The sequence below is a fragment of the Agromyces luteolus genome (assembly GCF_009729855.1).
In the GTDB taxonomy this organism is placed as follows: domain Bacteria; phylum Actinomycetota; class Actinomycetes; order Actinomycetales; family Microbacteriaceae; genus Agromyces; species Agromyces luteolus.
Genome location: NZ_WODA01000002.1, coordinates 222,520 through 245,285, shown reverse-complemented (window position 1 = coordinate 245,285; position 22,766 = coordinate 222,520). Strand labels below are relative to the sequence as shown.

Below are 22,766 nucleotides of genomic sequence, written 5' to 3'. Positions count from 1 at the left end.
GCTCAGCCGTTCGCCTCGTCGGCGGCGGCCTGCAGGTTCTCCTGGAACGGACCCAGCACGGCGGCCGGGTCGGAGAGGCCCTGCGTCTCGAGCGACGCGTTGAAGTCGGCCACGGCGGTCGCCGAACCGGCGAACGCGACGGGGCTCTGCGCGTACTCGACGCCCGCGACGAAGGCCGCGTTGTCGGCGAACTGCTCGGCGTACGCCGCGGAGCCCGACTCGGTCGACGGGATCACGCCGAACGCCTCGGCGAACGCCAGCTGCTGGTCGTCGGCGGTGAGGTACTCGACGAGGTCGACCGAGGCGTCCAGCGTCTCGGAACCGGCGGGGATGCCCCAGCAGTTGCTGAACGCGAACGTCGAGGGTCCGCCGGGGCCGGCGGGCAGCTCGACGCTGATGAAGCTGCGGTCGGGGAAGTCGTTCGCCATGGCGCCGTTGATCCACGGCCCCTCGACGACCATCGCCGCCCGGCCGAGGCCGAACGCCTCGCCCGACCATCCCGCCTCGAGGTCCTGCGGGTACGCCAGGCTGCCGGCGTCGACGAGGCCCTGCAGGTAGTCGAGCGCCTCGACGTTCTCGGGCGAGTCCGCGGTGACCTCGCCGTCCTCGTAGACGCCGCCGCCGGCCTGGCCCATGAACGCGCCGATGCGGGCGTACTCGCGCCCGAGCCCGAGCCCGACGGTGTCGCCGGTCGTCAGTGCACCGGCGACCTCGGCGAGCCCGTCCCAATCGGTCGGCACGTCCGCGTCCGTGAGGCCCGCGGCCTCCCAGGCATCCGTGTCGATCTGCAGCGCCAGCGTGGAGAAGTCCTTCGGGGCGCAGTAGAACTGCCCGTCGTAGGTGAACTGCTCGCGGAGCGCGGGGAGGAACTCGTCGGCGTTCCCGAGGTCCTCGGCGTACGGCTCCAGGAAGCCCTGCCCGGCGTACGTCTGGAACTGGTCCCACGGCATGTAGAACAGGTCGGGCGGGTTGTTGCCCGAGAAGCCCTGGCCCAGCTGCTGCACGAGGTCGTTCGCGGCGACGACCTCGACCGTGTTGCCGGTGTCGGCGGCCCACGCCTCGGCGGCCTCGGTGACCGCCGTCGTCTCGGCGTCGCCCGACGAGCCGATCAGGATGCTGAGCTCCTGACCGCTCGTCTCCCCGCCGTCGCCGTTCCCGCCGGGGGAGCAGGCGGCTAGGGTGATGACGAGTCCCGTCGCGAGAGCGACGGCGCTCCATTGTGATGTCCTCACGATGTATCCCTTCTGGTGATTGCCGGCCTCAGGTGCCGGGGATCGCGTCGAGCGCCAGGTGTCCAGGCCGTCGCTCGACGAGTCGGGGCGCGAGGAGCCGGTGCGCCGGCTCCTCGTCGCTGCTCGGATTCGGCCGGACGTCGTCGCCCGTCGGTCCGAACAGCAGCTCGAGTGCCGCGGCGACGACGTCGTCGAGGGGCTGCTCGATGCTCGAGAGCCCGACCGCCGCGGCGATGGGGGTGTCGTCGAAGCCGACGACGGGCAGCGCGGGGAGCCCGGCGCTGCGGGCGGCGATCATCGCGCCCAGGGCGAGCGAGTCGCTCGCGCAGACGATCGCGTCGGGCGGCTCGGCGAGGGCGAGCAGCTCGCCCGCGCACCGCGTGCCCTCGGTCACGCCGTCTTCGGTGTGGCGGGACAGGCTCGCCCGCTCGCGGTCGCCGAGGCCGCTCTCGGCCTCCCAGCCCGCGCGCCGTTCGTCGCCGGTGCCGGAACCGTGCGGCCAGCCGATCCACGCGACGCGGCGCGCGCCGTGGGCGCGGAGGTGCTGCACGGCCGCGGCGACCCCGACGCGGCCGTCGACGTCGACCCAGCGGTGCGGGACCGCCCGGGTCTCCGGGTCCCACGGGCGGCCGAAGGCCACGAACGGGACGCCCTGGTCGGTGAGCGCGCGGATGCGCTCGTCGTCGTGGGTCGTCGCGGTGAGCACGAAGGCGTCGATGTCGGAGCCCTCGCGGAGACGGCGGATGCGCGCGAGCTCGTCGGCGTGGTCGTCGGCCGAGAACACCATGACGCGGAGCCCACGGCGATCGGCCTGCTCGGTGAGCTGGTGCAGGAACCGGTCGAGCACGATGCCCGAGATGCCGTCGCGCCACGGGTCGATGCGCACGGCGATCGTCGAGGACTTCCGGGTGCGCAGTCGACGCGCCGAGGCGTGCGGGCGGTACCCGAGTCGATCGATGGCGTCGAGCACCCGCTCGCGAGTGGTCTCGCGGACGATCTCGGGGCTGTTCAGCACGTTGGAGACCGTCTGCCGCGAGACCCCGGCGGCCCTGGCGACGTCGTCGACCGTGGGCATCCCTGACACGTCGCCCCCTTCGGCTCATGCGCGGGTCGTCGTCTGCGACGATCTTCGGAATCCGCTGATTTGATCGATCAAATCTTTGCTAATGTTGCCCCCAACCGACACCGGTGTCAACCCGTACGGTCGTCACCGTTCCATCACGAAACGGAATCGAGCTCCTCGTGACCGCACCACTCCAGCCACTCCTGAACGACGCGCTGGCGGTCCTGCGCGCCCCCACCCAGGTCTGGTTCGCGACCGACGGCCGACTCGGCGACGCCCCGATCCACGGGGTGTACGTCGGCGACGTCCGGCTCGTCCGAGCCGTCCGGATCTCCGTCGACGGACGTCGACCCGAGCACCTCGCCACCGGCGGCGAGCGCGCCGATCGCGTTCGCATCGACGCGCTCGTGCGAACGCTCGACGACCCCACGCCCGACCCCGGCGTGCGGCTCGTCCTCGACCGCGAGGCCACATCGAACGGGTCGACCGACCGCATCACGCTCCGCAGCCGGCTGCCGGAGCCGGTGGTCGCCCGGGTCGAGATCGAGATCCACCCGGACGCCGCGCCCATGGACCGCGTCAAGCTCGGACTGTCCGATCCGCCCGCGGCGGCTCCTGAGCTCGAACGTGCGGGCAGCGCCGTCGAGTGGACCGCCGAGCAGGTCCGGGCGCGACTCCGCGCCGACGGGCTCGACGTGCGACTCGACGCCGGCCTCGTCCGGCTCTCGGGCACGATCGACGTGCCCGCGATGGGCGAGGCCACCGTCGGGTGGGCGATCGAGACCGTGGACGCCGGTGCGGTCGTCGAGGGCGTCGACACGCCGCCGTCGTGGAGCCCGCCGGCCGTGGCATCCGCCGACGATCGGCTCGGCCGCTGGATCGAGCGCGGCCTCGCCGACCTCGACGCCCTCAGGATGACGACCACGTCGGACCCCGGCGACGAGTTCATCGCGGCCGGGGCGCCGTGGTTCTTCACCCTGTTCGGCCGCGACTCGATCTGGACCGCGCGCATGCTCCTCCCGCTCGGCACCGAGCTCGCCGGCGGCACGCTGCGAGTCCTCGCGCGACTGCAGGGCGTGACGACGGATGACGCGACCGCCGAGGAGCCGGGCAAGATCATGCACGAGCTCCGGCGGGGGTCGCTCGCGCTCGACGGTGCGGACGGCGAACTGCCGCCGCTCTACTACGGCACGGTCGATGCGACCCCGCTGTGGATCCTGCTCCTGCACGATGCGTGGCGCTGGGGCATGCCTGAGGAGGAGGTGCGCGCGCTCCTCCCGAACCTCCGGGCGGCGCTCGGCTGGATGCGCGACCACGGCGACGCCGACGGCGACGGGCTGCTCGAGTACGTCGACCGCTCCGGGCGCGGCCTCGCGAACCAGGGCTGGAAGGACTCGGGCGACTCCGTGCAGTGGCGCGACGGCACGCTCGCCGAGGGTCCGATCGCGCTCGCCGAGGTGCAGGGGTACGCCTTCGAGGCCGCGAGGCGCGGCGCCGACCTGCTCGAGGCGCTCGGCGAGTCCGGTGCCGACGAATGGCGTGCGTGGGCCGATCGCCTGCGCGGGCGCTTCCACGCCGCGTTCTGGATCGAGGACCCCGCCGGTGCTTACCCGGCGATCGCGCTGGACGTCGACAAGCGGCCGGTCGACACGGTCACCTCGAACATGGCGCACCTGCTCGGCACGGGCCTGCTCGACTCCGGCCAGGTCGACCTCGTCGTGCGCCGGCTCGTCGACCCGTCACTCGACTCGGGCTACGGACTGCGCACGATGTCGACCGACTCGGCGGGCTACTGGCCCATGAGCTACCACGGCGGATCGGTGTGGGCGCACGACACGGCGATCGCCGTGCTCGGCCTCGCCCGTGAGGGTCGGGGCGACGCCGCCGCGAGCCTGGTGGACGGACTCCTCCGCGCCGCCGCCGGGTTCGGCTACCGCATGCCCGAGCTGCACTCCGGGGACCCTGCGACCGAGGTGGCCGTGCCGGTGCCCTACCCCGCCGCGTGCCGGCCGCAGGCGTGGTCGGCCGCGGCATCCGTCGCCGTGCTCACCGCGGTGCTCGGGCTGGAGCCGGACGGCGACGGGGTGAGCGTCCGGCCGATCTCGTCGTTCGGGCGCGTGCGCGTCGACGGCGTGCGGATCGGCGGGCGGTCGATCACCGTCGAGGTCGACTGACTCCTACTCGGGCGCGACGGAGAAGCGCCGCCAGACCTCGAGGATCTCGCCGAGGTAGCGGACGATCACACGCTGCTCCTCCGCGTCGAAGCGCTCCTCCACGCCGCCGAGCGCGGCGAGCAGGGGGATCAGCGCCTCCTCGACCGCCGCGTCCGCGCTCGGCGTCATCTCGAGGACGATGCGCCGTCGGTCGGTCGCATGCGGTCGCCGGAGCAGGTGCCCGCGGGCCTCGAGCCGGTCGACGACCCCCGTGGCCGCCGCCGTGCTGACATCGAGCCGTCGCGCGAGGTCGGCGGGGCCGATCGGATGCCCCGGCTCGGCCTGCACGACCGCCTCGAGCGCGGCCAGGTCGTTCGCGCCGAGCTGCATCCGCCGCGCGACGGCGGCCGCGCCATCCGTCATCGCGATCTGCAGTTCTCGGAGGAGGAGCTGGAGTTCGCTGACCTCGGGTCCGCTCTTGACGTCATCCATATCGCTATCTAGCTTAGTAGCTAATCAAGTTAGCGAGGTACAGCCATGCCGGCGATCGCCACCCAGGCCCTCTCGCGCAGGTTCGGGGAGTTCACCGCGGTCGACTCGTTGGACGTGTCGGTCGAGGAGGGCGAGATCTACGGCTTCCTCGGGCCGAACGGGGCCGGGAAGTCCACCACGGTCCGGATGCTCGTGACCCTGCTGAAGCCGACATCGGGCGACGCGACCGTCGCCGGGTCGTCGGTCACGGACCATCCGGGCGACGTGCGCCTGCGCATCGGCGCCGCCCTCCAATCCACGGCGCTCGACCCGAACCAGACGGGACGCGAGCTGCTCGCCCTCCAGGCCCGCCTCTACGGGCTGGGGCGCGGGCGAGCGCGCCGACGCATCGACGAGCTGGTCGAACTGGTCGACATCGGCGATGCCGTCGACGCCCGGATCAGCACGTACTCCGGCGGGATGCGTCGTCGCATCGACCTGGCGGCCGCGCTCGTGCACTCGCCCGAGATCCTGTTCCTCGACGAGCCCACCACGGGACTCGACCCGCTCAGCCGGGCCCGGGTGTGGGAGGAGGTCCGCCGTCTCAACGCCGAGGCGGGGGTCACCGTGTTCCTCACCACGCAGTACCTCGAGGAGGCCGACCGGCTCGCCGATCGCGTGGCGATCATCGACCGAGGTCGGATCGCGGCGGAGGGGACTCCGGTCGAGCTCAAGCGCACCGTCGGCACCGACGTCATCCTCGTCCGCACGCCGGCGGCCGACGATGCACTGGTACGGCGCCTGCAGGAGATCCCCGGCGTCGACCGCGTCGATCGGCACGGGCACGACCTCACGATCGCCGCGCAGGACGGGTCGCGTGCCGTCGGCCCGGTCGCCGTCGCCCTGCACCAGGCCGGCGTCGACGTCGAGGAACTCGTCCTCCGAACCGCATCGCTCGACGACGTGTTCCTCGAGGTCACCGGAACCCGCTTCGCCTCCGACGACGAGGAGCAGGAGTCATGACCGCCGTCGCCACCCGCCGTGCGACCGCACGCCCGGCCGGATTCGCCACCGACCTCATGAGCATCGCGGGGCGAGCGCTCAGGGGGGCGCTCCGCGAGCCCGAGGCGGTGCTGCCGGCCCTCGTCATCCCGATCTTCTTCTTCGCGGTGAACGTCGGGGCGCTCGAGAACATCGGGCCGGCGGTGGGCATCGAGGACTACCGCGCGTTCCAGCTGCCGGTCGCGATCATCTTCGCCGTCACGGGCGTCAACCGCGCCCAGGCGCTGCAGCAGGACATCGTGGGCGGCTACTTCGACCGCCTGCTCATCGCGCCCGTCAAGCGGTCGGCGCTACTGCTCGGGCTGCTCGTCGCCGACTTCGTGCTCGTCATCGTGCTCTCGATCCCGGTGCTCGTGCTCGGCGCCGTCGTCGGCGTCGAGTACGCGACCGGTGCCGCAGGGCTCATCGTGTTCCTGCTCATCGCCGGCCTCTGGGGGATCGCCTTCAACGGCTTCTCGTACGCGATCGCCCTGCGCACGGCGTCGGCCGGCGCCGTCGGCGCGAGCTTCATCCTCTTCTTCCCGTTCGCGTTCCTCACGACCACCTTCGTGCCCGAAGACGCCCTGACCGGATGGCTCGCCACCGTCGCCGTCTACAACCCCGTGACCTACGTGCTCGCCGCGCTGAGATCGCTCATCTCCGAGGGATGGGACGCCGCCGCACTCGCGGGAGGGCTGGTCGCCATCCTCATCGTCGCGGTCGTCTCGTTCACGCTCAGCACGCTCGCGCTCCGCGGGCGGATCAGCCGCGGGTGACGGCGCTGCGGCGTCAGTTCGCGGTCGTGGCGTCGAGGATGGTGCGCAGCGAGGGCAGGGCCGCGCGGACGCGGTCGGCGAGGGGAGCGGCATCCGGTGAGGCATCGGCGAGCCAGGCGTGGAGCTCGCGCCGGAAGAGGGCGAATCCGATCGCGGCGAGGAGGCTCGCGTCATCCGCCCGGAACCCGCGCTCGGTCAGCGCCGTCGCGATGGTGCCCTCCCATCGCGCCTGCTTGGCGAGTTCGCGCCCGGAGAGCGCGACGTCGGTGTCGATGACGGCCTGACGCCGGCGCAGGGCCTCGTGCGCCGGCTGCATCCGATCGGCGAGGGCGACGAGCGCACGCTCCATGAGGGTGCCGGCCTCGATCGGGCCGCTCGGCTCGGCGATGGTCTCGAGCAGGATCGGCAGGAGCAGGTCGTCGTCGGCGAAGAGCACCTCCTCCTTGTCCTGGAACTGGCGGAAGAAGGTGCGTGCGGTCACCCCGGCGCGGTCGGCGATCTGGTCGATCGTGACGGCGCCGTACCCGTGCTCGGAGAACAGGTCGAGGGCGGCGGTCGCGAGACGTTCGCGCGAGTCGGCGGGCCAGCGGGGCATGCGGATATCGTAGCCAACCCTTGTGTCATGATCTGACATCGGTCATGATGAACCCATGACAGATCATGACATCACTTCGCCGACGGTCGTCCTGACCGGCCCCACGCGGGGCATCGGGGCGTCGATGCTCGATCGACTGCTCGAGCACCCGTCCCGACCGAGCCTCGTCCTGCTCGCCCGCGATCCGTTCGCCCTCGAGCGCGCGGTGCGACACGCCCACGCCGCCGGCGTCGCCGCGACGGGCATCCCACTCGACCTCGCCGACCTGCGCAGCGTGGATGCCGCGATCGACGAGCTCCGCGAGCTGATCGAGCTCGGCGAGCTCGCCGCGCCGAACGCGGTCATGCTCAACGCCGGCGCCCAGTTCGGCGATCGCCGCGGCACGAGCGTGCAGGGCGTCGAGCAGACCTTCGCCGTCAACGTCGTCGCCCAGCACGCGCTCGTCCGCGGGCTGCTGCCGCTGCTCGCGCCCTCATCTCACCTGCTGCTCATGGGGTCCAGCACCCACCGCGGCCGGCTGCAGTCCTTCGGGCTGCTGCCCTCCCCGCGCTCCGCGCCGCCCGCCGAGCTCGCCGCGGTCGATCGATCCGAGGCGGGCGCGACGCGGCAGGCCGGCGGTCGCGCCTACTCCGACAGCAAGCTCGCGCTCGTCACGCTCGCGCACGCGTGGGCGCGCCGCGCCGCGGCATCCGGTCACCGCCTGAACACCTACGACCCGGGTCTCGTGCCCGGCACCGGGCTGACGCGGACGCTGCCCGACTTCGCCTTCTGGGGATGGGAGCACGTCATGCCGGTCATGGCGATCCTGCCGAAGGCGACCACGCCCCGCACGACCGCGCGCCACGCGATCGAGCTGCTCCTCGGCGACCGGCACGCGGGCCTGCACGGCGGCTACGTCGAGATCGGGCGGACCACCCTCGCCGCCGAGCCGACCTTCGACCTCGGGCGGCAGGAGGAGCTGTTCGCCTGGATCGAGGAGCGGTTCCCGGTCGCGGCGGAACGGAGCGACGCGGCATCCGTCGCATAGTGGCCACGACTCACTGCCGCGGCCACTGGTTCGCGCGCCGGCCCTCCTCCGCGAGCGCCGCGGTCTCGGCGATCCGCGACGCTCGCGTCGCGTCGCGCTTGGCCGATGCGATCCATTCGAGGATGCCGCGGCGCACCGACCGCGGGAAGCCCTCGAAGTTCGAGCGGGCATCGGGGTACTCGTCCAGCGCCGCGGCGAGGTCGTCGGGGACCTCGAGCGATTCCACCGCGTCGAGCGACGACCACGAGCCATCCGCCTTCGCACGCTCGATCGCGGCGAGGCCCGCCGGGGCGACCAGGCCGTCGGCGAGGAGGTGCTCGATCCGATCCTTGTTCACCTTCGACCAGCCGCTCCCCGGCTTACGTGGCGTGCAGAGCAGCGCGGTGCGGGTCTCGTCGACGGCTCCGGGCCGGGAGTCGATCCACCCGAAGCAGAGGCACTCCTCGTTGAGGTCCTGGGCGCTGACGTGTTCCGCGCCGGGCTCGAGCGCTGGCTTCCGGACGGTGACGGCCCACGCGCCCGGCGCGTCCGCGTGATGCCGTTCGAGCCACGCGCGCCACTGTCCGCGACTCACCACTACGACGAGTTCGTACGGAGGATTCAGCTCGCTGCCGGTCATCTCTCGCCCTCGCCTGCCGTGACACTCGGAACCGGGTCGATTCCGCTGCACATCCTGCGCCGGTTCCGCTCGCGCGGTCACCGACTTTCGGCTGATATCGAAGCCCGCTGCAACAGGAAGGCCGAGGTGGAGGGTTGGACGTCAGCCCGGCTCGCTCGTTCGCGCGATCCGGACCTGCGCGGAACTGAGGCGACGCAGCACTCCGCGCTCGCGTCGGTGGGTCCATGGCTCGAAGAGGAGCAGGTCGACCGGATGCCACAGGGCGATCCAGCCCACGATGACGAGACCCTCGGCCAGGAACTCGGTGACCCAGAAGGAGCCGTCGGAGACCGTCGCGAGCACGCCGCTCAGGGCGAGGCAGGCGGCGAGGAAGATCGAGCCCGCGACGAGTTCGATGAGTCCGCGTCGACGGATACGGGCGAGCCGAGCATCGAGCGCGGTGATCCGTTGGCGGCTGTAGCCGCGCAGGGCTCCGGCGATGGCGGCAGCATCCGGTGCCGGGCTCGTGGAGGTGGGCGCATGATCGGGAAGCCTCAGATCCAGCACGATCCGGGGCCCGTTGGCGGTGACGCCCGGATCGTCGAGGATTCGATCGACTCCGGACCGCGACTCGTACCGGCCGTCCAGCGGTGCGAGTTCCGGCGCCTCGAACAGCTCCGCATGATCGTGGAGTTCGAGCGAGACGACGGCGGCCGGCTCGAGCCCGGTCATGATGCCGACTCCGAGCGGTTCGTCACCGGGACCTCGTCGATGACGTCCCCGTCATCCGGTTCGAGCTTCTCCGGCAGGTCGCCGGGTCGGTAGTCCGGCATCCGGAGCGCCGGGACGATGGCGAGGAGCGACAGGAGGGCGAGGCCGAGGAGGGAGATCTGGAGCGCTCTGAGCCGTGCCTCCTCGTTGATCTCGATCGCCGCCGCGACCTCCGCCTCCGACGCGGACGTTCCGGCGAGCACCGCTTCGAGCTGCTCGTTGGTGAGGAAGTCCGCGTCGTCGAAGTTGACCTCGCTGATGAGCTCGCCACTGATGTCCGGGTTCTGGACGGCCGAGGTCGCGAGCGAGGTGGCGAGCACGCCGACCGCGAACGCCGTCGCGACCGCGATGCCCACCGATCCGGACAGGTTGTGCACGAGGCCGCGCCAGGCGCCGACGTCGCCGGCGAGCTGCTTCGGGGCGGCGGAGAGCAGGGTGTTGAAGACGAGTGCGACGATCGAGCCCTGTCCGAGCCCGAGGAGGACCAGGCCGATCACCACGAACAGCTGACCCCAGTCCCCGCGCACGGTGAACGCGAGCAGCGTCAGTGCGGATGCGACCACGACGAACCCGGCCGAGCCGAGCACGCGTGGGCTGAACCGGCCGTAGAGGACCGCGATGAAGGTCGACGACAGGAAGATCGAGAGCGTGTACGGGATGATCGAGAACGACGTCTCGATGCCGGACAGGCCCTGGACGACCTGCATGTAGAGCGGGATGAGGAAGTTCGCCGCGGTGCCGACGAAGAGCATGGTCGCCATGCACGCCGTGACCGCGCGCTCGGCGCCCGTCGCGAGCACGCGCAGGTCGAAGATGCGCGGTTCGCCGCGTGCCGCTCGACGCCGTAGCCACAGGAAGAACACCTGCCCGGTGACGATGCCGATCGCGATCAGGATCGGGGCCGGTGAGACGCCGAGCACGTCGAATGGCGCCTGCTCGGTCGCATTCCACACGCCCCACGTGTTCAGGCCCGAGAAGCCGAAGCTGAGCAGGACGATCGCGGATGCCGCGAGCAGCGCGCCGGTCCAGTCGATCGTCAGGCCGGGCTGCGCCGGAACCGGCTTCAGCTGGAAGCTGAGCAGGAGGTTCACCGCGCCGAGGGCGACCATCAGCCAGAACGACCACCGCCAGCCGATCGTCGTGGCGAACTGGCCCGCGATCAGCAGGGCCAGCACCCCGGCTGCAGGGATCGCCGCGGCGAGCAGCCCGATCGCCCGAGCCTGCTGGGCACCGTGGTAGTTCGTCGCGATGAACACGGTGAGAGCCGGGGCGATCAGCGCGATCACTGCGCCCGAGGACGCCTGGGCGATGAACAGGACCGCGGGCGTCGGGGCCAGCGCGACGCCGGCCATCGCGGCGGCGTGGATGGCGACCGCGATCTGGAACACCCGACGCGTGCCGAACCGGGCTCCGACCTTCGCCCCGAGCAGGATGAACGCCGCCATCGAGAACGTCCCGGCCGTGATCGCGATGCCGACCGAGGATGCCGCGGTGTCCAGGTCGCTCGTGATGCCCGCCATCGACACGGTGAGCGCGTTCACGGCGAACGACGCTTGGATCTGCGTCAGCACCACGACGATGAGCGGGAGCCATGAGGTCGGCTGACCGACTGACTGGACCACGCCGTCGTTCCGGCTCGATGTCGTGTCAGCACCCATCCCGACCCCCAGCGGACGATGAGCCCAGGCGAGCGCCGGGCGCTAGACACGACAGTAGCCGCAGCGTGCTCGGGCCGACAGATTCCACTCGACCGACCGGGTGGTCGGTCGGTGTGCGATGATGAGTGCATGGAGATGCGTGAACGGATCCTCGAGGTGACCCGGAACCTGACGATCGAGCGCGGCGTGGTGCCGTCGCTGAACGCGGTCGCCGACGCGGCCGGGGTCTCGAAGGGCGGCCTCATCCACCACTTCCCGACTCGGGCGGCCCTCGTCGACGGCCTCGCCCGTCAGGCACTCGAGCAGGTCGACCGCGCCATGTCGGCGGCCGCCGGCGAGGGCCGCGCGGCATCCGCCTGGCTCCGGCTCTCGGTTCCCGAGGGCGACGACCTCGACCTGTTCCGGGCGATGGCGGTCGCGCACCGGGCGATGGAGTCGCCGGGCGACGAGACGATCGCCGCAGCGACCGAGGCCGCCGAGCGGTGGGAGCGGCTCATCGCCGACGAGGTCGGCGACCCGGTGCGGGCGCGCATCATCCGCCTCGTCGGTGACGGCCTCGCGTTCAACGCGTTCGCGGGTACGGATGCCGCGCCGGCGGGCGACCTCGACCGGCTCGAGCGCAGCCTGCTCGGCGAGCCGACCGCAGCGGGCCGGGAGTGAGCCTCACCCTGCTCCTCGGCATCGCCGGGCTCGCCGCGCTCGACGCGTTCAACCCCGCGACGATCCTCACCGTCGCGCTGATCCTGATCGCGGCACCCCGCCGCCCCGGTCTCACCGCGGCCGCCGCCGTCGCCGGCGCCGCGCTCACCGTGTTCGCGGCAGGAGGGGTGCTGTTCCTCACCGCCGGGGCCGCGGCCGGCGCCGTCGACGGCGTCGTGACGCTGCTGCGCTTCCTGGCCTTCGGTGCCGCGTCGGTCGCGCTCGCGATCGCGGGAATCCGACGATTCCGCGACCGCGCGCGCCGACCCATCGGACTGCCCGCCTGGTTCACGCCCTGGACCGCGCTGCCCTTCGGCGCGGTGATCACCGCGGCCGACCTGCCCAACGCGTTCCCCTACTTCATCGCGATCGAGCGGATGGTCGACGCCGGGCTCGGCCCGGGGGAGGGGCTGGCCGTCCTCGCGGGCTACACCCTCGTCTACTGCCTGCCCTGCCTCGTCCTGCTCGCCATCGGACTCGCCGCCCGCGAGCCGACCCGCGCGCGGCTGCAACGACTGATCGACCGCTTCGGCAGCGGCGTGGTGCGCCGGTCCGTCCCGATCGGCCTGCTGCTCCTCCTCGCCGCGATCGCGGTGGCGGTCGTTCCGTTCCTGCTGCGGTGAGCGGCCCGGCTGGATCGCCCGGCGGCCGGAGATCCAGCGCGGCGCCTCACCCCAGCTTGCGGATGACGCGTTCGAGCCGTTCGGCGAGGTGCTCCGTGCCGATCGGCGGCGGCGTCCCGGCGGCGGCCGCCCGCGCCCAGCTCATGCCGACGTAGCGCATGAGCCCGGCGAGCAGGTGGGTGACGATCTCGGCCTGCTCGGGGAGGTCGGCGAGCTCGGCCTCGTCTGCGCCGTCGCGCAGCGCGTCCTGGCGGAGCCGGAGGGCGATGATCTGGCGGAGCTCGTCCTCGATGGCCGTGAGCCGCTCCATCTGCCGCGCGAGCAGCACGGGGTTCTGCGAGACGGCGTTGATGCGGCGCATGATGAGCGACGGGTCGGCCGGCAGCCGGTCGGGCTCGATGCGCACGAGGCCGGCGGCCTCGGCGAGGAGCGGCCCGTCCGAGACGATGAACTCCCGCGCCGCCTGCTGGTCGATGGCCGGTTCGTCGGTGCCGAGCAGGGCGGCATCCTTCGTCTTGAAGTGGTTGAAGAAGGTGCGCTGGCTGATGCCGGCGGCCTGGCAGATCATGTCGACCGTGACCTGGTCGTAGCCGTGCTCGGTCACGAGGTCGATCGCGGCGCGTTCGATCGCCGCGGTCGTCTCGGCGACGCCTCGGCGTCGGGGTCCGGGCTCGGTCGACATGATCCGCCTCCTCGTCGATTACTCGTACCGTAGCGAGTCGATCGGGTCCTGGCGTGCCGCCCGGCGGGCGGGCAGCACGCCGGAGAGGAACGCGACCAGCATGATCACGAGGATCACGACGACCACGTTGACGGGGTCGAACAGCAGGATCGTGAGCCCCGGCAGGTCGGCGAGCGGGCCGGCCGAGAGCGCCGTGGAGATCGCCGATCCGAGGCCGATGGCCGCGAGCGCGCCGATCGCCGACCCGAGGAAGCCGATCACGACCGCCTCGAGGCTGAACAGCGAGAACACCTTCCCGTTCGACATGCCCATGGCCTTCATGAGCCCGATCTCGCGTGTTCGCTCCTGCACGCTCATGAGCAGCGTGTTCACGATGCCGAAGGATGCCGCGAGCAGCGCGATCACCGAGAACGCGCTGAGCACGCCGATGATGCCGTTGATGACGGTCTGGATGACGCCGAGCTGGTCCTCGACGGTCTGACCCGCGAGGTCGGCGTCGGCCAGCTGCGCCTTGACGTCGTCGACGTCGGACGCGGTGACCGCGCCGTCGTCGCCGGTGCCGGCGAGGGTGGCGACGGCGACGACGTACGCGTCGGGCTGTCCGGGGATCGCCTGCGCCTCGGCGATGGTGTCGGTGAGACTCTGGTTCACGCCGGCCCCGGCGGCGAGCAGGCTCGTGCGGGCGACGCCGACGACCTCGGCCTCGATCGCCTGGTCGGCCTGCGCGGCATCGGTGTAGCCGAGCTCCACCTTCTCACCGATCGCGGACTCAGCGTCGGCGAAGCCGAGCGCGTCGAGGTAGTCCTCGGGCAGCACGATCTGCGCCTCGTCGGCCTCCTGGTCGAGCTGGTCGCCCGCGACGAGGTCGCTGCGCCCGATCGACGATGTCGGGTTCACGTCGAGCTCGTACCGCTCGTCGTCGGCGCCGCCCGATGGGGCGACCCAGTCGACGGCGATCTGCCGGACCGGCTCGACCCGGTCGACGCCGTCCATGTCGCGCATCGCGTCGAGGTCGTCGTCGTTCAGCAGCGTGCCGGCGCCGAGCGGGTTGGCCTGCGCGGACTGCTGGCGGCCGTCCGGATCGTACGCGTCCGGTCCCTCGGTGGTGTCGGTCGACGCAGCCGGCGTCACGATGAGGACGTCCCCGGTGCTGATCGTGGCGACCTGCTTGGTGACGTAGTCGTTCACGCCCGCGCCGAGCGCGGTCGTGAGCGTGAGCGTGAAGGCGCCGACGAACAGGCTCAGCACGGTGAGGGTGGTGCGGAGCTTGCTGCGGAACGCGTTCCGCGTGGCGTTGGTGATGACATCCGCGGTCCTCATCGTCCCGCCCCTTCCACGATCAGGCCGTCGGCGATGGTGACCCGGCGGTCGCACCGGGCGGCGAGGTCGTCGTCGTGGGTGACGACGACGAGGGTGATGCCGCGCTCGCGCTGGAGGCCGAACAGCAGGTCCTCCACCTGGCCGCCGGTGGCGGTATCGAGGTTGCCCGTGGGCTCGTCGGCGAAGATCACGTCGGGCTCGTTGATGAGCGCGCGGGCGATCACGACGCGCTGCTTCTGCCCGCCGGAGAGGTCGTTCGCCTTGTTCTTCGCCTTGTCGGCGAGGCCCAGGGACTCGAGCACCGCCATGCCGCGGTGGGTCCGCTCACGCGGGGCGACGCCGGCCACGAGCAGCGGCAGCGTGACGTTCTCGAGCACCGATTGCTGGGCCGTGAGGAAGAACTGCTGGAACACGAAGCCGAAGCGCTCGTTGCGCAGCCGGTTGATCCGCTTCACCGGCGCGGATGCCGCGTCCTCGCCGTCGATCTCGACGGCTCCCGCCGTCGGCCGGTCGAGGAGGGCGAGCAGGTGCATCAGGGTCGACTTGCCCGAGCCCGACTTGCCGACGATCGCGAGCGACTCGCCGCGGCGGACGTCGAGCGAGACGCCGCGCAGGGCTTCGAACCTCGACTGCCCGCTTCCGTAGGTCTTGGTCAGCGCCTGAGCGCTGAGCACCGGCGGGGCGCCCGGTGCGGGGGAGGTGGTCATCACGGAGTCCCTTTCACTGATTGCAGGTTTGAATGCAGTGACTGCAACAGTGACTGATCGAACTGGGAAACCGCCCGGAACGGCGACGGGCGGCGGACGGCACGCCGTGCCATCCGCCGCCCGCGGCCTCGCCGAGGCTCAGCTCGCCGGCGCGACCACCTCGATGCGCAGGTCGAGGCGTGCGAACGAGACGGTGCCGGCCGGAGTGGTCCAGGCGCGGGTGCCCGGCTCGCGCGCCAGCGTGGTGCGGAACTGCGGGGACTCCTCGAAGCTCGTCCCGCTTCCGGTGCGCGACGCGGAGGCGACCGTCTCGCGCGCCAGGTCGCGCAACGAGTAGACCCCGCCCTCACCCTCGAGCGAGTCCCAGACGTCGTCGCGCTCGGCCACCGGACCGCCGGACGGCTTCACGTTCGAAGAACCGTCGGCCGCGAGTGCGAGGCCGCGCTTGAGGTTCACCTTGTCGCCGGCGGTGGCGTAGCTCCAGCGCACGCCGGTCACGCCGCCGTCGGCCTCGCGGGCGCCCTTCAGGTCGAGCAGCGACGCGCCGTGCTCGCCGATCACGCGGCCGACGCCGGTCGTGCGGTCCAGCACGACGGCCGTCGTCTCGTCGACGCCGAGCACGAGGTCGTGCCCGGTCTCGAGGCCGAGCTTCACGGCGCGACCCTGGCGGCCCCAAGTGGTGAAGTGGCTGTCGATCTGCACGCCCTCGACGAAACCGAAGCCGCCCGAGGGCAGGTAGCCGAGCTCGGTCGGGTCGTCGAGGTAGCCGGCCGTCGCGCCGTCGCGCCAGGCCTCGTACGACTCGCCGCCGGTCACCATGTCGGCGCCCTGCTGGATGGCGAGGCCGGCGCTCACGCCCGCGACGACGCCGCGATCGGCGGCCGCGCGGAGCGCGGTGAGGACCGGGGTGTCGGTGCACGAGGTGAACGCCTCGAGCGGGGCGGGCTCGCAGTCCTGGAGGGTCCGGACGTAGCGCATCTGGTCGCCGCCCCCGAAGAACACGCCCGTGGCATCCGCGAGCTCCGCGACGACGGCGGGGTCGTCGGCGCGGTCCGGCCGGTACTCGTCGCCCGGGTAGTCGATCGCGGTGTCGACCGGCACCGCGTACGTCTCGGCACCGTACTGCTGGAACAGGTCGGAGTAGTACAGGCCGTTCGCCGCGGCGTTGTTGAGCGACGAGTCGGCCGCCTGCTCGGGCGTGCGTGCCGTGCGCGCGGCCGCGGTCACGATCGCGATCCGGGCCTTCGCGGGGCCGGCGCCGTCGGGGTCTGCGAGGTCGACGATGGATCGCAGGATCTCCGCGTTCTCGTCGAGGTTGCCGCCGATGAGCACGGCGTGCGGTGCGCGTGGTGCCGCAACGGATGGCGCGGCGCTCGCCGCCGTCGCTGGAACGGCGGCGAGGATGAGCGCGGCTGCGGTGCAGGTCGAGAGTGCAGCGGGGAGTGTCCGCACGATTGCCTCCTTGGAATGTGCGTTACAGGATGGTCACTTGTGAGCGAGAGGCTAACGGACGATACGGCGAGAGGGAAGGGCTCACGGACAATCGTGCGAAGATGACGCCGCGACTGGGCGGATCGCGGCCGATCTATTACAGATTGAAAAAGTTCTGGCAAATTCGGAACACCTGTTACATACTCGATCCTGCACCGATCCCACCGCAGTGATCCGACGAAGGACCCCACATGACCCAGTCAGCCACCCTCACCCGCACCACGTTCGCCGCCCTCGGCCTCACCGGCGCACTCCTCCTCGCCGGCTGCAGCTCCGCCGGCACCGCCTCCGAGGCCGACTCCTCCGCCGAGGGCGTCGAGATCGCCGGCGTCGAGATCGCCGTCGACCAGGCCGCCGCCGACCTGCTCCCCGCCGAGATCGCCGAGGCCGGCGCGGTCAAGGTCGCCACCGATGCGCCCTACGCGCCGTTCGAGATGTTCAAGGAGGAGGGCTCCGACGAGCTCACCGGCGTCGACGTCGACCTCGGCCACGCCATCGGCGCGAAGCTCGGCATCGACTTCGCGTTCGAGCAGCAGGCGTTCGACGGCATCATCCCGGCACTTCAGGCCGGCAACTTCGACGTCACGATCACGGCGATGACCTCGAGCGTCGAGCGCATGGAGGTGCTCACGTTCGTCGACTACTCGGCGTCCGGCACCGGCATCCTCACCACCGCGGGCAACCCGGAGGGGATCGAGGGCTACCTCGACCTCTGCGGCAAGAACGTCGCGGTCCAGGGCGCGACCAGCCAGGTCGACCTCGTCAACGACGTCTGGCAGGGCGAGTGCGAGGCCGAGGGCCTCGACCCGATCGCGCTCAGCGAGTTCCCCTCCGACGCCGACGCGCAGCTGGCCATCACGAGCGGCAAGGCCGTCGCGTCGCTGCTCACCAAGCCGAGCGCCGGATACGTCGCGAAGACCACCAACGACGGCGGCACCTTCGAGGTCGTCGAGGACCCCGAGGCCCCGAACGGCTACGACGCGACCCTCAACGGCATCGGCGTGCTGAAGGAGAACCAGGAGCTCGCCGAGGCCATCCAGGCCGCCCTGCAGTCGCTGATCGACGACGGCACCTACGAGGCGATCCTCGACCAGTACGGCGTCACCGGCATCGGCATCGACGAGGCCACGATCAACGGCGCGGCCGACGCCAAGTAGCAGCAGCCCCTCGGGCTCGTACCGAACAGGAAGCACCAACCCATGACCGCAACGCAGCCGTCATCCACGGCGGCGCCCGAGAGGCCCTCCGGCCCCTCGGGCGCCCGCCCGGGCCCGATCGAGGCCGTCCCGGTCCGCCACCCGGGCCGCTGGATCGCCGCCGTCCTCGTCCTCGTCCTCGGCATCGGCGCCACCGCCTCGATCCTGCAGAACCCGAACCTCGACCTCCCCACGGTCGCGGAGTACCTCTTCAAGCCGCTCACCATCAACGGCGTGCTCATCACCATCTGGCTCACGGTCGCCTCGATGGTCATGGGCGTGCTCGGCGGCATCGTCGTCGCCGTCATGCGGCTCTCGGCCAACCCGGTCCTCTCGGTCGCCGCGTGGCTCTTCATCTGGATCTTCCGCGGCACGCCGCTGCTGCTCCAGCTCATCTTCTGGGGCTTCATCGGGGCGTTCATCCCGAAGATCGTGATCGGCGTGCCGTTCACGTCGATCGAGTTCTGGTCGTTCACGACGAGCGACCTCATCCCCGCGACCGTCGCCGCGCTGCTCGCCCTCGGCCTGAACGAGATGGCCTACGCCGCCGAGATCGTGCGTGCGGGCATCCAGTCGGTCGACCACGGCCAGACCGAGGCCGCGCACTCGCTCGGGATGTCGCCGACGAAGACGCTCCGTCGCATCGTGCTGCCGCAGGCGATGCGCGTCATCATCCCGCCGATGGGCAACGAGACCATCACGATGCTGAAGAGCACCTCGCTCGTCGCGATCGTCGCCGGCGACGACCTCATGTCGAACATCCGCGAGGCCTACACGCAGAACTACAAGATCATCCCGCTGCTCATCGTCGCGGCGATCTGGTACCTCGCGCTCACCTCCATCCTCTCCATCCCGCAGATGTGGCTCGAGCGCCGCTACGGCCGCGGATTCACCGGCCCGCGCCCCACGCTCGGCTCGCGGGTCGCCACGATCACGCAGAGCATCGCGCTGCCGACCCGCGAGGCGCGCTCCGCTCGCGCGTCGAAGAAGGGAGCGGTGTCATGACCGCCACGATCCCGCAGGCCGCGCCCGCGGCATCCGTCGTCGAACGCCCCATGGTCGAGGCCGTCGAGGTGCACAAGCGATTCGGCAGCCTCGAGGTGCTGAAGGGCATCACGATGTCGGTCGAGCGCGGCCAGGTCGTGTGCCTCCTCGGCCCCTCGGGCTCGGGCAAGTCCACCTTCCTCCGCTGCATCAACCACCTCGAGCAGATCGACGCCGGCATGATCCGGGTCGCCGGCGAGACCGTCGGCTACCGCGAGCGGAACGGCAAGCTCTACGAGCTCCGCGAGAAGGAAGTCGCCGCGCAGCGTCGCAGGGTCGGCATGGTCTTCCAGCGCTTCAACCTCTTCCCGCACATGACGGCCCTCGAGAACGTGATCGAGGCGCCCGTGCAGGTCGCCCGGCGTTCGAAGGCGGATGCCAGGGCGCACGCCATGCGCCTGCTCGACCAGGTCGGGCTCGCCGACAAGGCCGGGACCTACCCGGCGCAGCTCTCCGGCGGGCAGCAGCAGCGCGTCGCGATCGCGCGAGCCCTCGCGATGGAACCCGAGGTCATGCTCTTCGACGAGCCCACCTCGGCGCTCGACCCCGAACTGGTCGGCGACGTGCTCGACGTCATGCGCGGACTCGCCGAGTCGGGCATGACGATGATCGTCGTCACCCACGAGATCGGCTTCGCCCGCGAGGTCGGCGACGTGGCCGTCTTCATGGACGGCGGCGTCGTCGTCGAGGCCGGCGATCCCGCCCAGGTGCTGGTCGACCCCCGGGAGGAGCGCACCCGCGCGTTCCTCTCGAAGGTGCTGTAGTGGCGCGCGGCACCGCCGAGACCACTGCCCGTCCCCCTGTCGCCTTCCCGCCCACCCCGGCCGAGCTGTTCGACGGCGCGGTCGCGCTCGATGCGCGCTTCCGTGCGGACCTCGGGCGGATCGTCGGGATCGACTCGGGCTCGCACGACGCCGAGGGCGTGGCGCGGGTCGCCGACTGGGCGGCCGGCGAGCTCCGGCGGGACGGCTTCGGCGTCGAGGTCGTCCCGACCCCTGAGCGCGACGGGAGTCGATACGGCCCCGTCGTCGTCGGGCGCCGAAGCGGCACGGGGAGGGCGCGCGTGGTCCTCTTCGCCCACCTCGACACGGTCTTCCCCGCGGGCACCGTGGGAGAGCGGCCGTTCCGCATCGCCGGCGGCCGCGCCTACGGTCCCGGGGTCTGCGACGACGGCGCGGGCGTCGCCGCCGCGCTCGCCGCCGCCCGCGTGCTCGACCGGGCCGGGTACGCCGGTTTCGGCGAACTCGTCATCGTGTTCACTCCCGACGAGGAGGTCGGCTCGCCCGCGAGCCGCGAGATCCTCGCCGAGCTCGTCGGCGGGGCGGATGCCGCGCTCTGCCTCGAGTGCGCACGCGAGAACGGCGACCTCGTGGGTGCGCGAAAGGGCGTCGCCGACGTGCTCGTGACGGTCCACGGTCGTGCAGCGCACTCCGGCGTCGAGCCCGAGCGCGGCGTGAACGCCGCGGTCGAGGCCGCGCGGCTCGTGCTCGACCTGCAGGCGCTCTCCGGATCCGTCCCGGGACTCACGGTGAACGTCGGGCGGGTCGCGTCGGGCACGCGGGCGAACATCGTCCCCGACGCCGCCGAACTGCACCTCGAGGTCCGTTCGGTCGGCCTCGCCGAGCTCGTCGCGACGCTCGACGCGATCGAGGCGCGCGCCGCCCGGCCGTTCGTCGAGGGCGCGCGCATCGACGTGGAACGGCTCGACGTGTGCCCGCCGCTCGAGCGCGGGGCGACGGACGCCCTCGCCGCCCTCGCTCGGGCCGTGGGCGACCGGCTCGGCCTGGACTTCGACGTCGCGGCGACCGGCGGCGCCTCCGACGCGAACTTCGTTGCCGCGCTCGGCGTGCCGACGCTCGACGGCCTCGGCCCGGTCGGCGGCGGCGACCACGGCGTCGACGAGTGGCTCGACCTCGAGAGCGCGCCGGAGCGGATCGCCCTCCTCGCCGGACTCGTCGTCGCGGTCTCGGAGGGCGGGCCGATACGGTGAGCACGATGAGGGAGGTGGACGTGGCAGCCGACGCACCGGTTCCGATGGCGGAGGCCATCCGTCGCGGCATGGCCGACTGCAGCCCCGCCGAGCGCAAGGTCGCGCGCGTGCTGCTGTCGTCGTACCCGTCCGCGGGCTTCGAGACGGTCGCGAAGCTCGCAGCCCGCGCCGGCGTGAGCGGGCCCACGGTCCTCCGGTTCGCGAATCGCCTCGGCTATCGCGGATTCCCCGACTTCCAGCAGGCGCTGCGCGACGACCTCGACGAGCGGTCGGCGTCCCCGATCGACCTCTACGACCGGCATCGCTCCGACGCGGGCGCCGGGTCCGAGTCCGGGCTCGGGCGGGCGGCCTCGATCACGCGTGGCACGCTCGACCGCACGTTCGACGCGCTCGTCGCCGACGAGTTCGATCGCGCGGTCGACCTCCTGTGCACGCCGCGCACGCGCGTGCTCGTCGCGGGCGGGCGGTTCAGCGGGCTGCTCGCGCGCCTGCTCGCCCAGCACCTGCAACTGCTCCGCACGGGCGTCACGGCCCTCCCCGAACACGACGCCGGGCGGATCGAGGCGGTCGCGGGGCTGCGTCGCGGCGACGTGGTCGTGCTCTTCGACTACCGGCGCTACGAGGAACCGACCCGACGGCTCGCCGCGGCGGCTCGCGACCGCAAGGCCTCGGTCGTCCTGTTCACGGATGCCTGGCTCTCGCCGATCGCGAGCGAGGCCGACGTGGTCCTGCCGAGCGAGACCGACTCGCCCTCCGCCGCGTTCGACGCGATGACGCCCGTGCTCGCCATCGTCGAGGCCCTCATCGCCGAGTGCGCCGAGCGGCTCGGGGGAGCGGCCTCCAGCAGGATGCGGGAGGTCGAGGAGGCCGGCCGGGAGCTGGGTCTCTACTGAAGCGCCGCGCGGTCACGCGCCGTCCGAGTCCGGTCCCGTCCGCCCGCCGCCTCCGAGGAGCTCCACGAGTTCGTCGATGCGACGCGAGCGGGCGCCATCGGTCCGCGCCGAGTCGATCGAGTACAGCCGGCGTCGTCGCGTCGCGGCATCGAGCCCCTCCCAGCGTGCTCGGACGCCGGCGCGGTCGAGGCGGGCCGCGACATCCGCCGGGGTGTCGACCTCGTCGGGATCGACCGGCCGGAGCCGGCAGAAGACCGCGACCCCGGGCTCGACCCCGAGGCGGCGCAGCAGCGACCGCCCGGCCCACACGAACGGACCGTCGATCACGGGAGCCCGCGTCACCGCGAGGTTCACCCGCACGTCGTCCATGGTCCCGCCGATGCGCCGCGTCCCCACCTCGCGCGCCGCGTCCGCCAGCTCCGGCGGGATCCGGATGACCGTGTAGGTGCTCCGTCCCCACGCGAGCGGCTCGACCACGCCGACGAACTCCCACTCCGGTTCAGGCTCGCCCATGACGCTCTGCTCCCTCCCGATCCGAGCGTCGCCCACACGGCGCCGGGACGGCTGGGAGAACGCCCCGAGAACGACGTGAGGATGCCTCGGCGGTGTCGCGGGACGCGGCATCCCTCGCGAGCACGACGCCCCCGGAACTGGGGGCGCGCGAACGCCGGCCGGCGGGACCTGAGTCCCGTCTCGCGCCCGACGACGCCGATAGAACTGGTGACGACCCGACCGC

At 72.0% G+C, this 22,766-nt stretch carries 23 protein-coding genes; 11 read left to right on the top strand and 12 right to left on the bottom strand.

The window, feature by feature from the left end; genetic code table 11:
• Nucleotides 1-2 precede the first annotated feature (2 nt).
• Complete coding sequence (locus GLX25_RS01355) at nucleotides 3-1,232, bottom strand: sugar ABC transporter substrate-binding protein (protein WP_271192329.1); 1,230 nt, start codon at nucleotides 1,230-1,232, stop codon at nucleotides 3-5.
• Between the two features lie 28 nt (nucleotides 1,233-1,260).
• Complete coding sequence (locus tag GLX25_RS01350) at nucleotides 1,261-2,307, bottom strand: LacI family DNA-binding transcriptional regulator (RefSeq protein ID WP_155840581.1); 1,047 nt, start codon at nucleotides 2,305-2,307, stop codon at nucleotides 1,261-1,263.
• A 167-nt stretch (nucleotides 2,308-2,474) separates the two neighbouring features.
• Between GLX25_RS01350 and GLX25_RS01345 the strand changes: the two genes are divergently transcribed.
• Nucleotides 2,475-4,469, top strand: coding sequence for an MGH1-like glycoside hydrolase domain-containing protein (locus tag GLX25_RS01345; protein WP_166548316.1), 1,995 nt, complete (start codon nucleotides 2,475-2,477; stop codon nucleotides 4,467-4,469).
• Nucleotides 4,470-4,472: 3 nt separating this feature from the next.
• On the opposite strand, the gene GLX25_RS01340 is transcribed toward GLX25_RS01345, so the two are convergent.
• Nucleotides 4,473-4,940, bottom strand: a complete 468-nt coding sequence (locus GLX25_RS01340; RefSeq protein WP_155840398.1) for a MarR family winged helix-turn-helix transcriptional regulator — start codon at nucleotides 4,938-4,940, stop codon at nucleotides 4,473-4,475.
• Nucleotides 4,941-4,985: 45 nt separating this feature from the next.
• Here GLX25_RS01340 and GLX25_RS01335 point away from each other — a divergent pair, with 45 nt between their 5' ends.
• On the top strand, nucleotides 4,986-5,942 hold the full coding sequence (locus tag GLX25_RS01335; RefSeq protein ID WP_155840397.1) for an ATP-binding cassette domain-containing protein: 957 nt from the start codon (nucleotides 4,986-4,988) through the stop codon (nucleotides 5,940-5,942).
• Nucleotides 5,939-6,736, top strand: coding sequence for an ABC transporter permease (locus GLX25_RS01330; RefSeq protein WP_155840396.1), 798 nt, complete (start codon nucleotides 5,939-5,941; stop codon nucleotides 6,734-6,736). The genes GLX25_RS01335 and GLX25_RS01330 overlap by 4 nt, the downstream gene beginning before the upstream one ends.
• 13 nt (nucleotides 6,737-6,749) lie before the next feature.
• Here the strand turns inward: GLX25_RS01330 and GLX25_RS01325 are convergent, their stop codons facing one another.
• On the bottom strand, nucleotides 6,750-7,331 hold the full coding sequence (locus GLX25_RS01325; RefSeq protein WP_155840395.1) for a TetR/AcrR family transcriptional regulator: 582 nt from the start codon (nucleotides 7,329-7,331) through the stop codon (nucleotides 6,750-6,752).
• A gap of 55 nt (nucleotides 7,332-7,386) precedes the next feature.
• On the opposite strand from GLX25_RS01325, the gene GLX25_RS01320 reads away from it, so the two are divergent.
• Complete coding sequence (locus GLX25_RS01320; RefSeq protein ID WP_155840394.1) at nucleotides 7,387-8,358, top strand: SDR family NAD(P)-dependent oxidoreductase; 972 nt, start codon at nucleotides 7,387-7,389, stop codon at nucleotides 8,356-8,358.
• Between the two features lie 10 nt (nucleotides 8,359-8,368).
• Here GLX25_RS01320 and GLX25_RS01315 read toward each other — a convergent pair whose 3' ends face one another.
• The 3 genes from GLX25_RS01315 to GLX25_RS01305 form a co-directional block, all read right to left on the bottom strand.
• A complete protein-coding gene (locus GLX25_RS01315; protein ID WP_155840393.1) occupies nucleotides 8,369-8,977 on the bottom strand; it encodes a YdeI/OmpD-associated family protein in 609 nt (202 codons plus the stop codon).
• 141 nt (nucleotides 8,978-9,118) lie between these two features.
• Nucleotides 9,119-9,688: a hypothetical protein gene (locus GLX25_RS01310; protein WP_155840392.1), complete on the bottom strand. Its 570-nt coding sequence runs from the start codon at nucleotides 9,686-9,688 to the stop codon at nucleotides 9,119-9,121.
• Nucleotides 9,685-11,349 (bottom strand): MFS transporter, encoded by a 1,665-nt coding sequence (locus GLX25_RS01305; protein ID WP_205719795.1) that lies wholly within the window; start codon nucleotides 11,347-11,349, stop codon nucleotides 9,685-9,687. Before GLX25_RS01305 ends, GLX25_RS01310 begins: the two co-directional genes overlap by 4 nt.
• Nucleotides 11,350-11,514: 165 nt before the next feature.
• Between GLX25_RS01305 and GLX25_RS01300 the strand changes: the two genes are divergently transcribed.
• Together GLX25_RS01300 and GLX25_RS01295 are read left to right on the top strand one after the other, a co-directional pair.
• Nucleotides 11,515-12,045: a TetR/AcrR family transcriptional regulator gene (locus tag GLX25_RS01300; protein ID WP_166548315.1), complete on the top strand. Its 531-nt coding sequence runs from the start codon at nucleotides 11,515-11,517 to the stop codon at nucleotides 12,043-12,045.
• Nucleotides 12,042-12,707 (top strand): GAP family protein, encoded by a 666-nt coding sequence (locus tag GLX25_RS01295; RefSeq protein ID WP_155840389.1) that lies wholly within the window; start codon nucleotides 12,042-12,044, stop codon nucleotides 12,705-12,707. The genes GLX25_RS01300 and GLX25_RS01295 overlap by 4 nt, the downstream gene beginning before the upstream one ends.
• A 46-nt stretch (nucleotides 12,708-12,753) precedes the next feature.
• Here the strand turns inward: GLX25_RS01295 and GLX25_RS01290 are convergent, their stop codons facing one another.
• From GLX25_RS01290 to GLX25_RS01275, 4 genes are all read right to left on the bottom strand, one after another.
• A complete protein-coding gene (locus GLX25_RS01290; RefSeq protein WP_155840388.1) occupies nucleotides 12,754-13,389 on the bottom strand; it encodes a TetR/AcrR family transcriptional regulator in 636 nt (211 codons plus the stop codon).
• A gap of 18 nt (nucleotides 13,390-13,407) precedes the next feature.
• The gene (locus tag GLX25_RS01285; RefSeq protein WP_155840387.1) at nucleotides 13,408-14,709 is read right to left on the bottom strand and encodes an ABC transporter permease; all 1,302 of its coding nucleotides are present in this window, start codon (nucleotides 14,707-14,709) and stop codon (nucleotides 13,408-13,410) included.
• The gene (locus tag GLX25_RS01280) at nucleotides 14,706-15,416 is read right to left on the bottom strand and encodes an ABC transporter ATP-binding protein (RefSeq protein ID WP_155840386.1); all 711 of its coding nucleotides are present in this window, start codon (nucleotides 15,414-15,416) and stop codon (nucleotides 14,706-14,708) included. Before GLX25_RS01280 ends, GLX25_RS01285 begins: the two co-directional genes overlap by 4 nt.
• A gap of 138 nt (nucleotides 15,417-15,554) precedes the next feature.
• A complete protein-coding gene (locus GLX25_RS01275; protein ID WP_155840385.1) occupies nucleotides 15,555-16,868 on the bottom strand; it encodes a cyanophycinase in 1,314 nt (437 codons plus the stop codon).
• A 230-nt stretch (nucleotides 16,869-17,098) separates the two neighbouring features.
• Here GLX25_RS01275 and GLX25_RS01270 point away from each other — a divergent pair, with 230 nt between their 5' ends.
• Genes GLX25_RS01270 through GLX25_RS01250 form a run of 5 tightly spaced genes read left to right on the top strand, consistent with a single transcriptional unit; the run spans nucleotide 17,099 to nucleotide 22,030 of the window.
• Entirely contained in the window at nucleotides 17,099-18,064 is a 966-nt protein-coding gene (locus tag GLX25_RS01270) for an ABC transporter substrate-binding protein (protein ID WP_155840384.1), read from the top strand.
• Between the two features lie 42 nt (nucleotides 18,065-18,106).
• Nucleotides 18,107-19,108: an amino acid ABC transporter permease gene (locus GLX25_RS01265; RefSeq protein WP_155840383.1), complete on the top strand. Its 1,002-nt coding sequence runs from the start codon at nucleotides 18,107-18,109 to the stop codon at nucleotides 19,106-19,108.
• A complete protein-coding gene (locus GLX25_RS01260; RefSeq protein WP_276498265.1) occupies nucleotides 19,105-19,911 on the top strand; it encodes an amino acid ABC transporter ATP-binding protein in 807 nt (268 codons plus the stop codon). The genes GLX25_RS01265 and GLX25_RS01260 overlap by 4 nt, the downstream gene beginning before the upstream one ends.
• Complete coding sequence (locus GLX25_RS01255; protein ID WP_271192328.1) at nucleotides 19,911-21,137, top strand: M20 family metallopeptidase; 1,227 nt, start codon at nucleotides 19,911-19,913, stop codon at nucleotides 21,135-21,137. The genes GLX25_RS01260 and GLX25_RS01255 overlap by 1 nt, the downstream gene beginning before the upstream one ends.
• A gap of 5 nt (nucleotides 21,138-21,142) precedes the next feature.
• The gene (locus GLX25_RS01250; RefSeq protein ID WP_240898046.1) at nucleotides 21,143-22,030 is read left to right on the top strand and encodes a MurR/RpiR family transcriptional regulator; all 888 of its coding nucleotides are present in this window, start codon (nucleotides 21,143-21,145) and stop codon (nucleotides 22,028-22,030) included.
• A 12-nt stretch (nucleotides 22,031-22,042) separates the two neighbouring features.
• On the opposite strand, the gene GLX25_RS01245 is transcribed toward GLX25_RS01250, so the two are convergent.
• The gene (locus GLX25_RS01245) at nucleotides 22,043-22,543 is read right to left on the bottom strand and encodes a YdeI/OmpD-associated family protein (RefSeq protein ID WP_166548314.1); all 501 of its coding nucleotides are present in this window, start codon (nucleotides 22,541-22,543) and stop codon (nucleotides 22,043-22,045) included.
• Between the last annotated feature and the right edge of the window lie 223 nt (nucleotides 22,544-22,766).

Coding starts and splice junctions, on each gene's coding strand:
- GLX25_RS01350 (WP_155840581.1), bottom strand. CDS start 2,307: ATGCCCACGGTCGACGACGTCGCCAGGGCCGCCGGGGTCTCGCGGCAG.
- GLX25_RS01340 (WP_155840398.1), bottom strand. CDS start 4,940: ATGGATGACGTCAAGAGCGGACCCGAGGTCAGCGAACTCCAGCTCCTC.
- GLX25_RS01335 (WP_155840397.1), top strand. CDS start 4,986: ATGCCGGCGATCGCCACCCAGGCCCTCTCGCGCAGGTTCGGGGAGTTC.
- GLX25_RS01330 (WP_155840396.1), top strand. CDS start 5,939: ATGACCGCCGTCGCCACCCGCCGTGCGACCGCACGCCCGGCCGGATTC.
- GLX25_RS01325 (WP_155840395.1), bottom strand. CDS start 7,331: ATGCCCCGCTGGCCCGCCGACTCGCGCGAACGTCTCGCGACCGCCGCC.
- GLX25_RS01320 (WP_155840394.1), top strand. CDS start 7,387: ATGACAGATCATGACATCACTTCGCCGACGGTCGTCCTGACCGGCCCC.
- GLX25_RS01315 (WP_155840393.1), bottom strand. CDS start 8,977: ATGACCGGCAGCGAGCTGAATCCTCCGTACGAACTCGTCGTAGTGGTG.
- GLX25_RS01310 (WP_155840392.1), bottom strand. CDS start 9,688: ATGACCGGGCTCGAGCCGGCCGCCGTCGTCTCGCTCGAACTCCACGAT.
- GLX25_RS01300 (WP_166548315.1), top strand. CDS start 11,515: ATGGAGATGCGTGAACGGATCCTCGAGGTGACCCGGAACCTGACGATC.
- GLX25_RS01290 (WP_155840388.1), bottom strand. CDS start 13,389: ATGTCGACCGAGCCCGGACCCCGACGCCGAGGCGTCGCCGAGACGACC.
- GLX25_RS01285 (WP_155840387.1), bottom strand. CDS start 14,709: ATGAGGACCGCGGATGTCATCACCAACGCCACGCGGAACGCGTTCCGC.
- GLX25_RS01280 (WP_155840386.1), bottom strand. CDS start 15,416: ATGACCACCTCCCCCGCACCGGGCGCCCCGCCGGTGCTCAGCGCTCAG.
- GLX25_RS01270 (WP_155840384.1), top strand. CDS start 17,099: ATGACCCAGTCAGCCACCCTCACCCGCACCACGTTCGCCGCCCTCGGC.
- GLX25_RS01265 (WP_155840383.1), top strand. CDS start 18,107: ATGACCGCAACGCAGCCGTCATCCACGGCGGCGCCCGAGAGGCCCTCC.
- GLX25_RS01260 (WP_276498265.1), top strand. CDS start 19,105: ATGACCGCCACGATCCCGCAGGCCGCGCCCGCGGCATCCGTCGTCGAA.
- GLX25_RS01250 (WP_240898046.1), top strand. CDS start 21,143: ATGAGGGAGGTGGACGTGGCAGCCGACGCACCGGTTCCGATGGCGGAG.
- GLX25_RS01245 (WP_166548314.1), bottom strand. CDS start 22,543: ATGGGCGAGCCTGAACCGGAGTGGGAGTTCGTCGGCGTGGTCGAGCCG.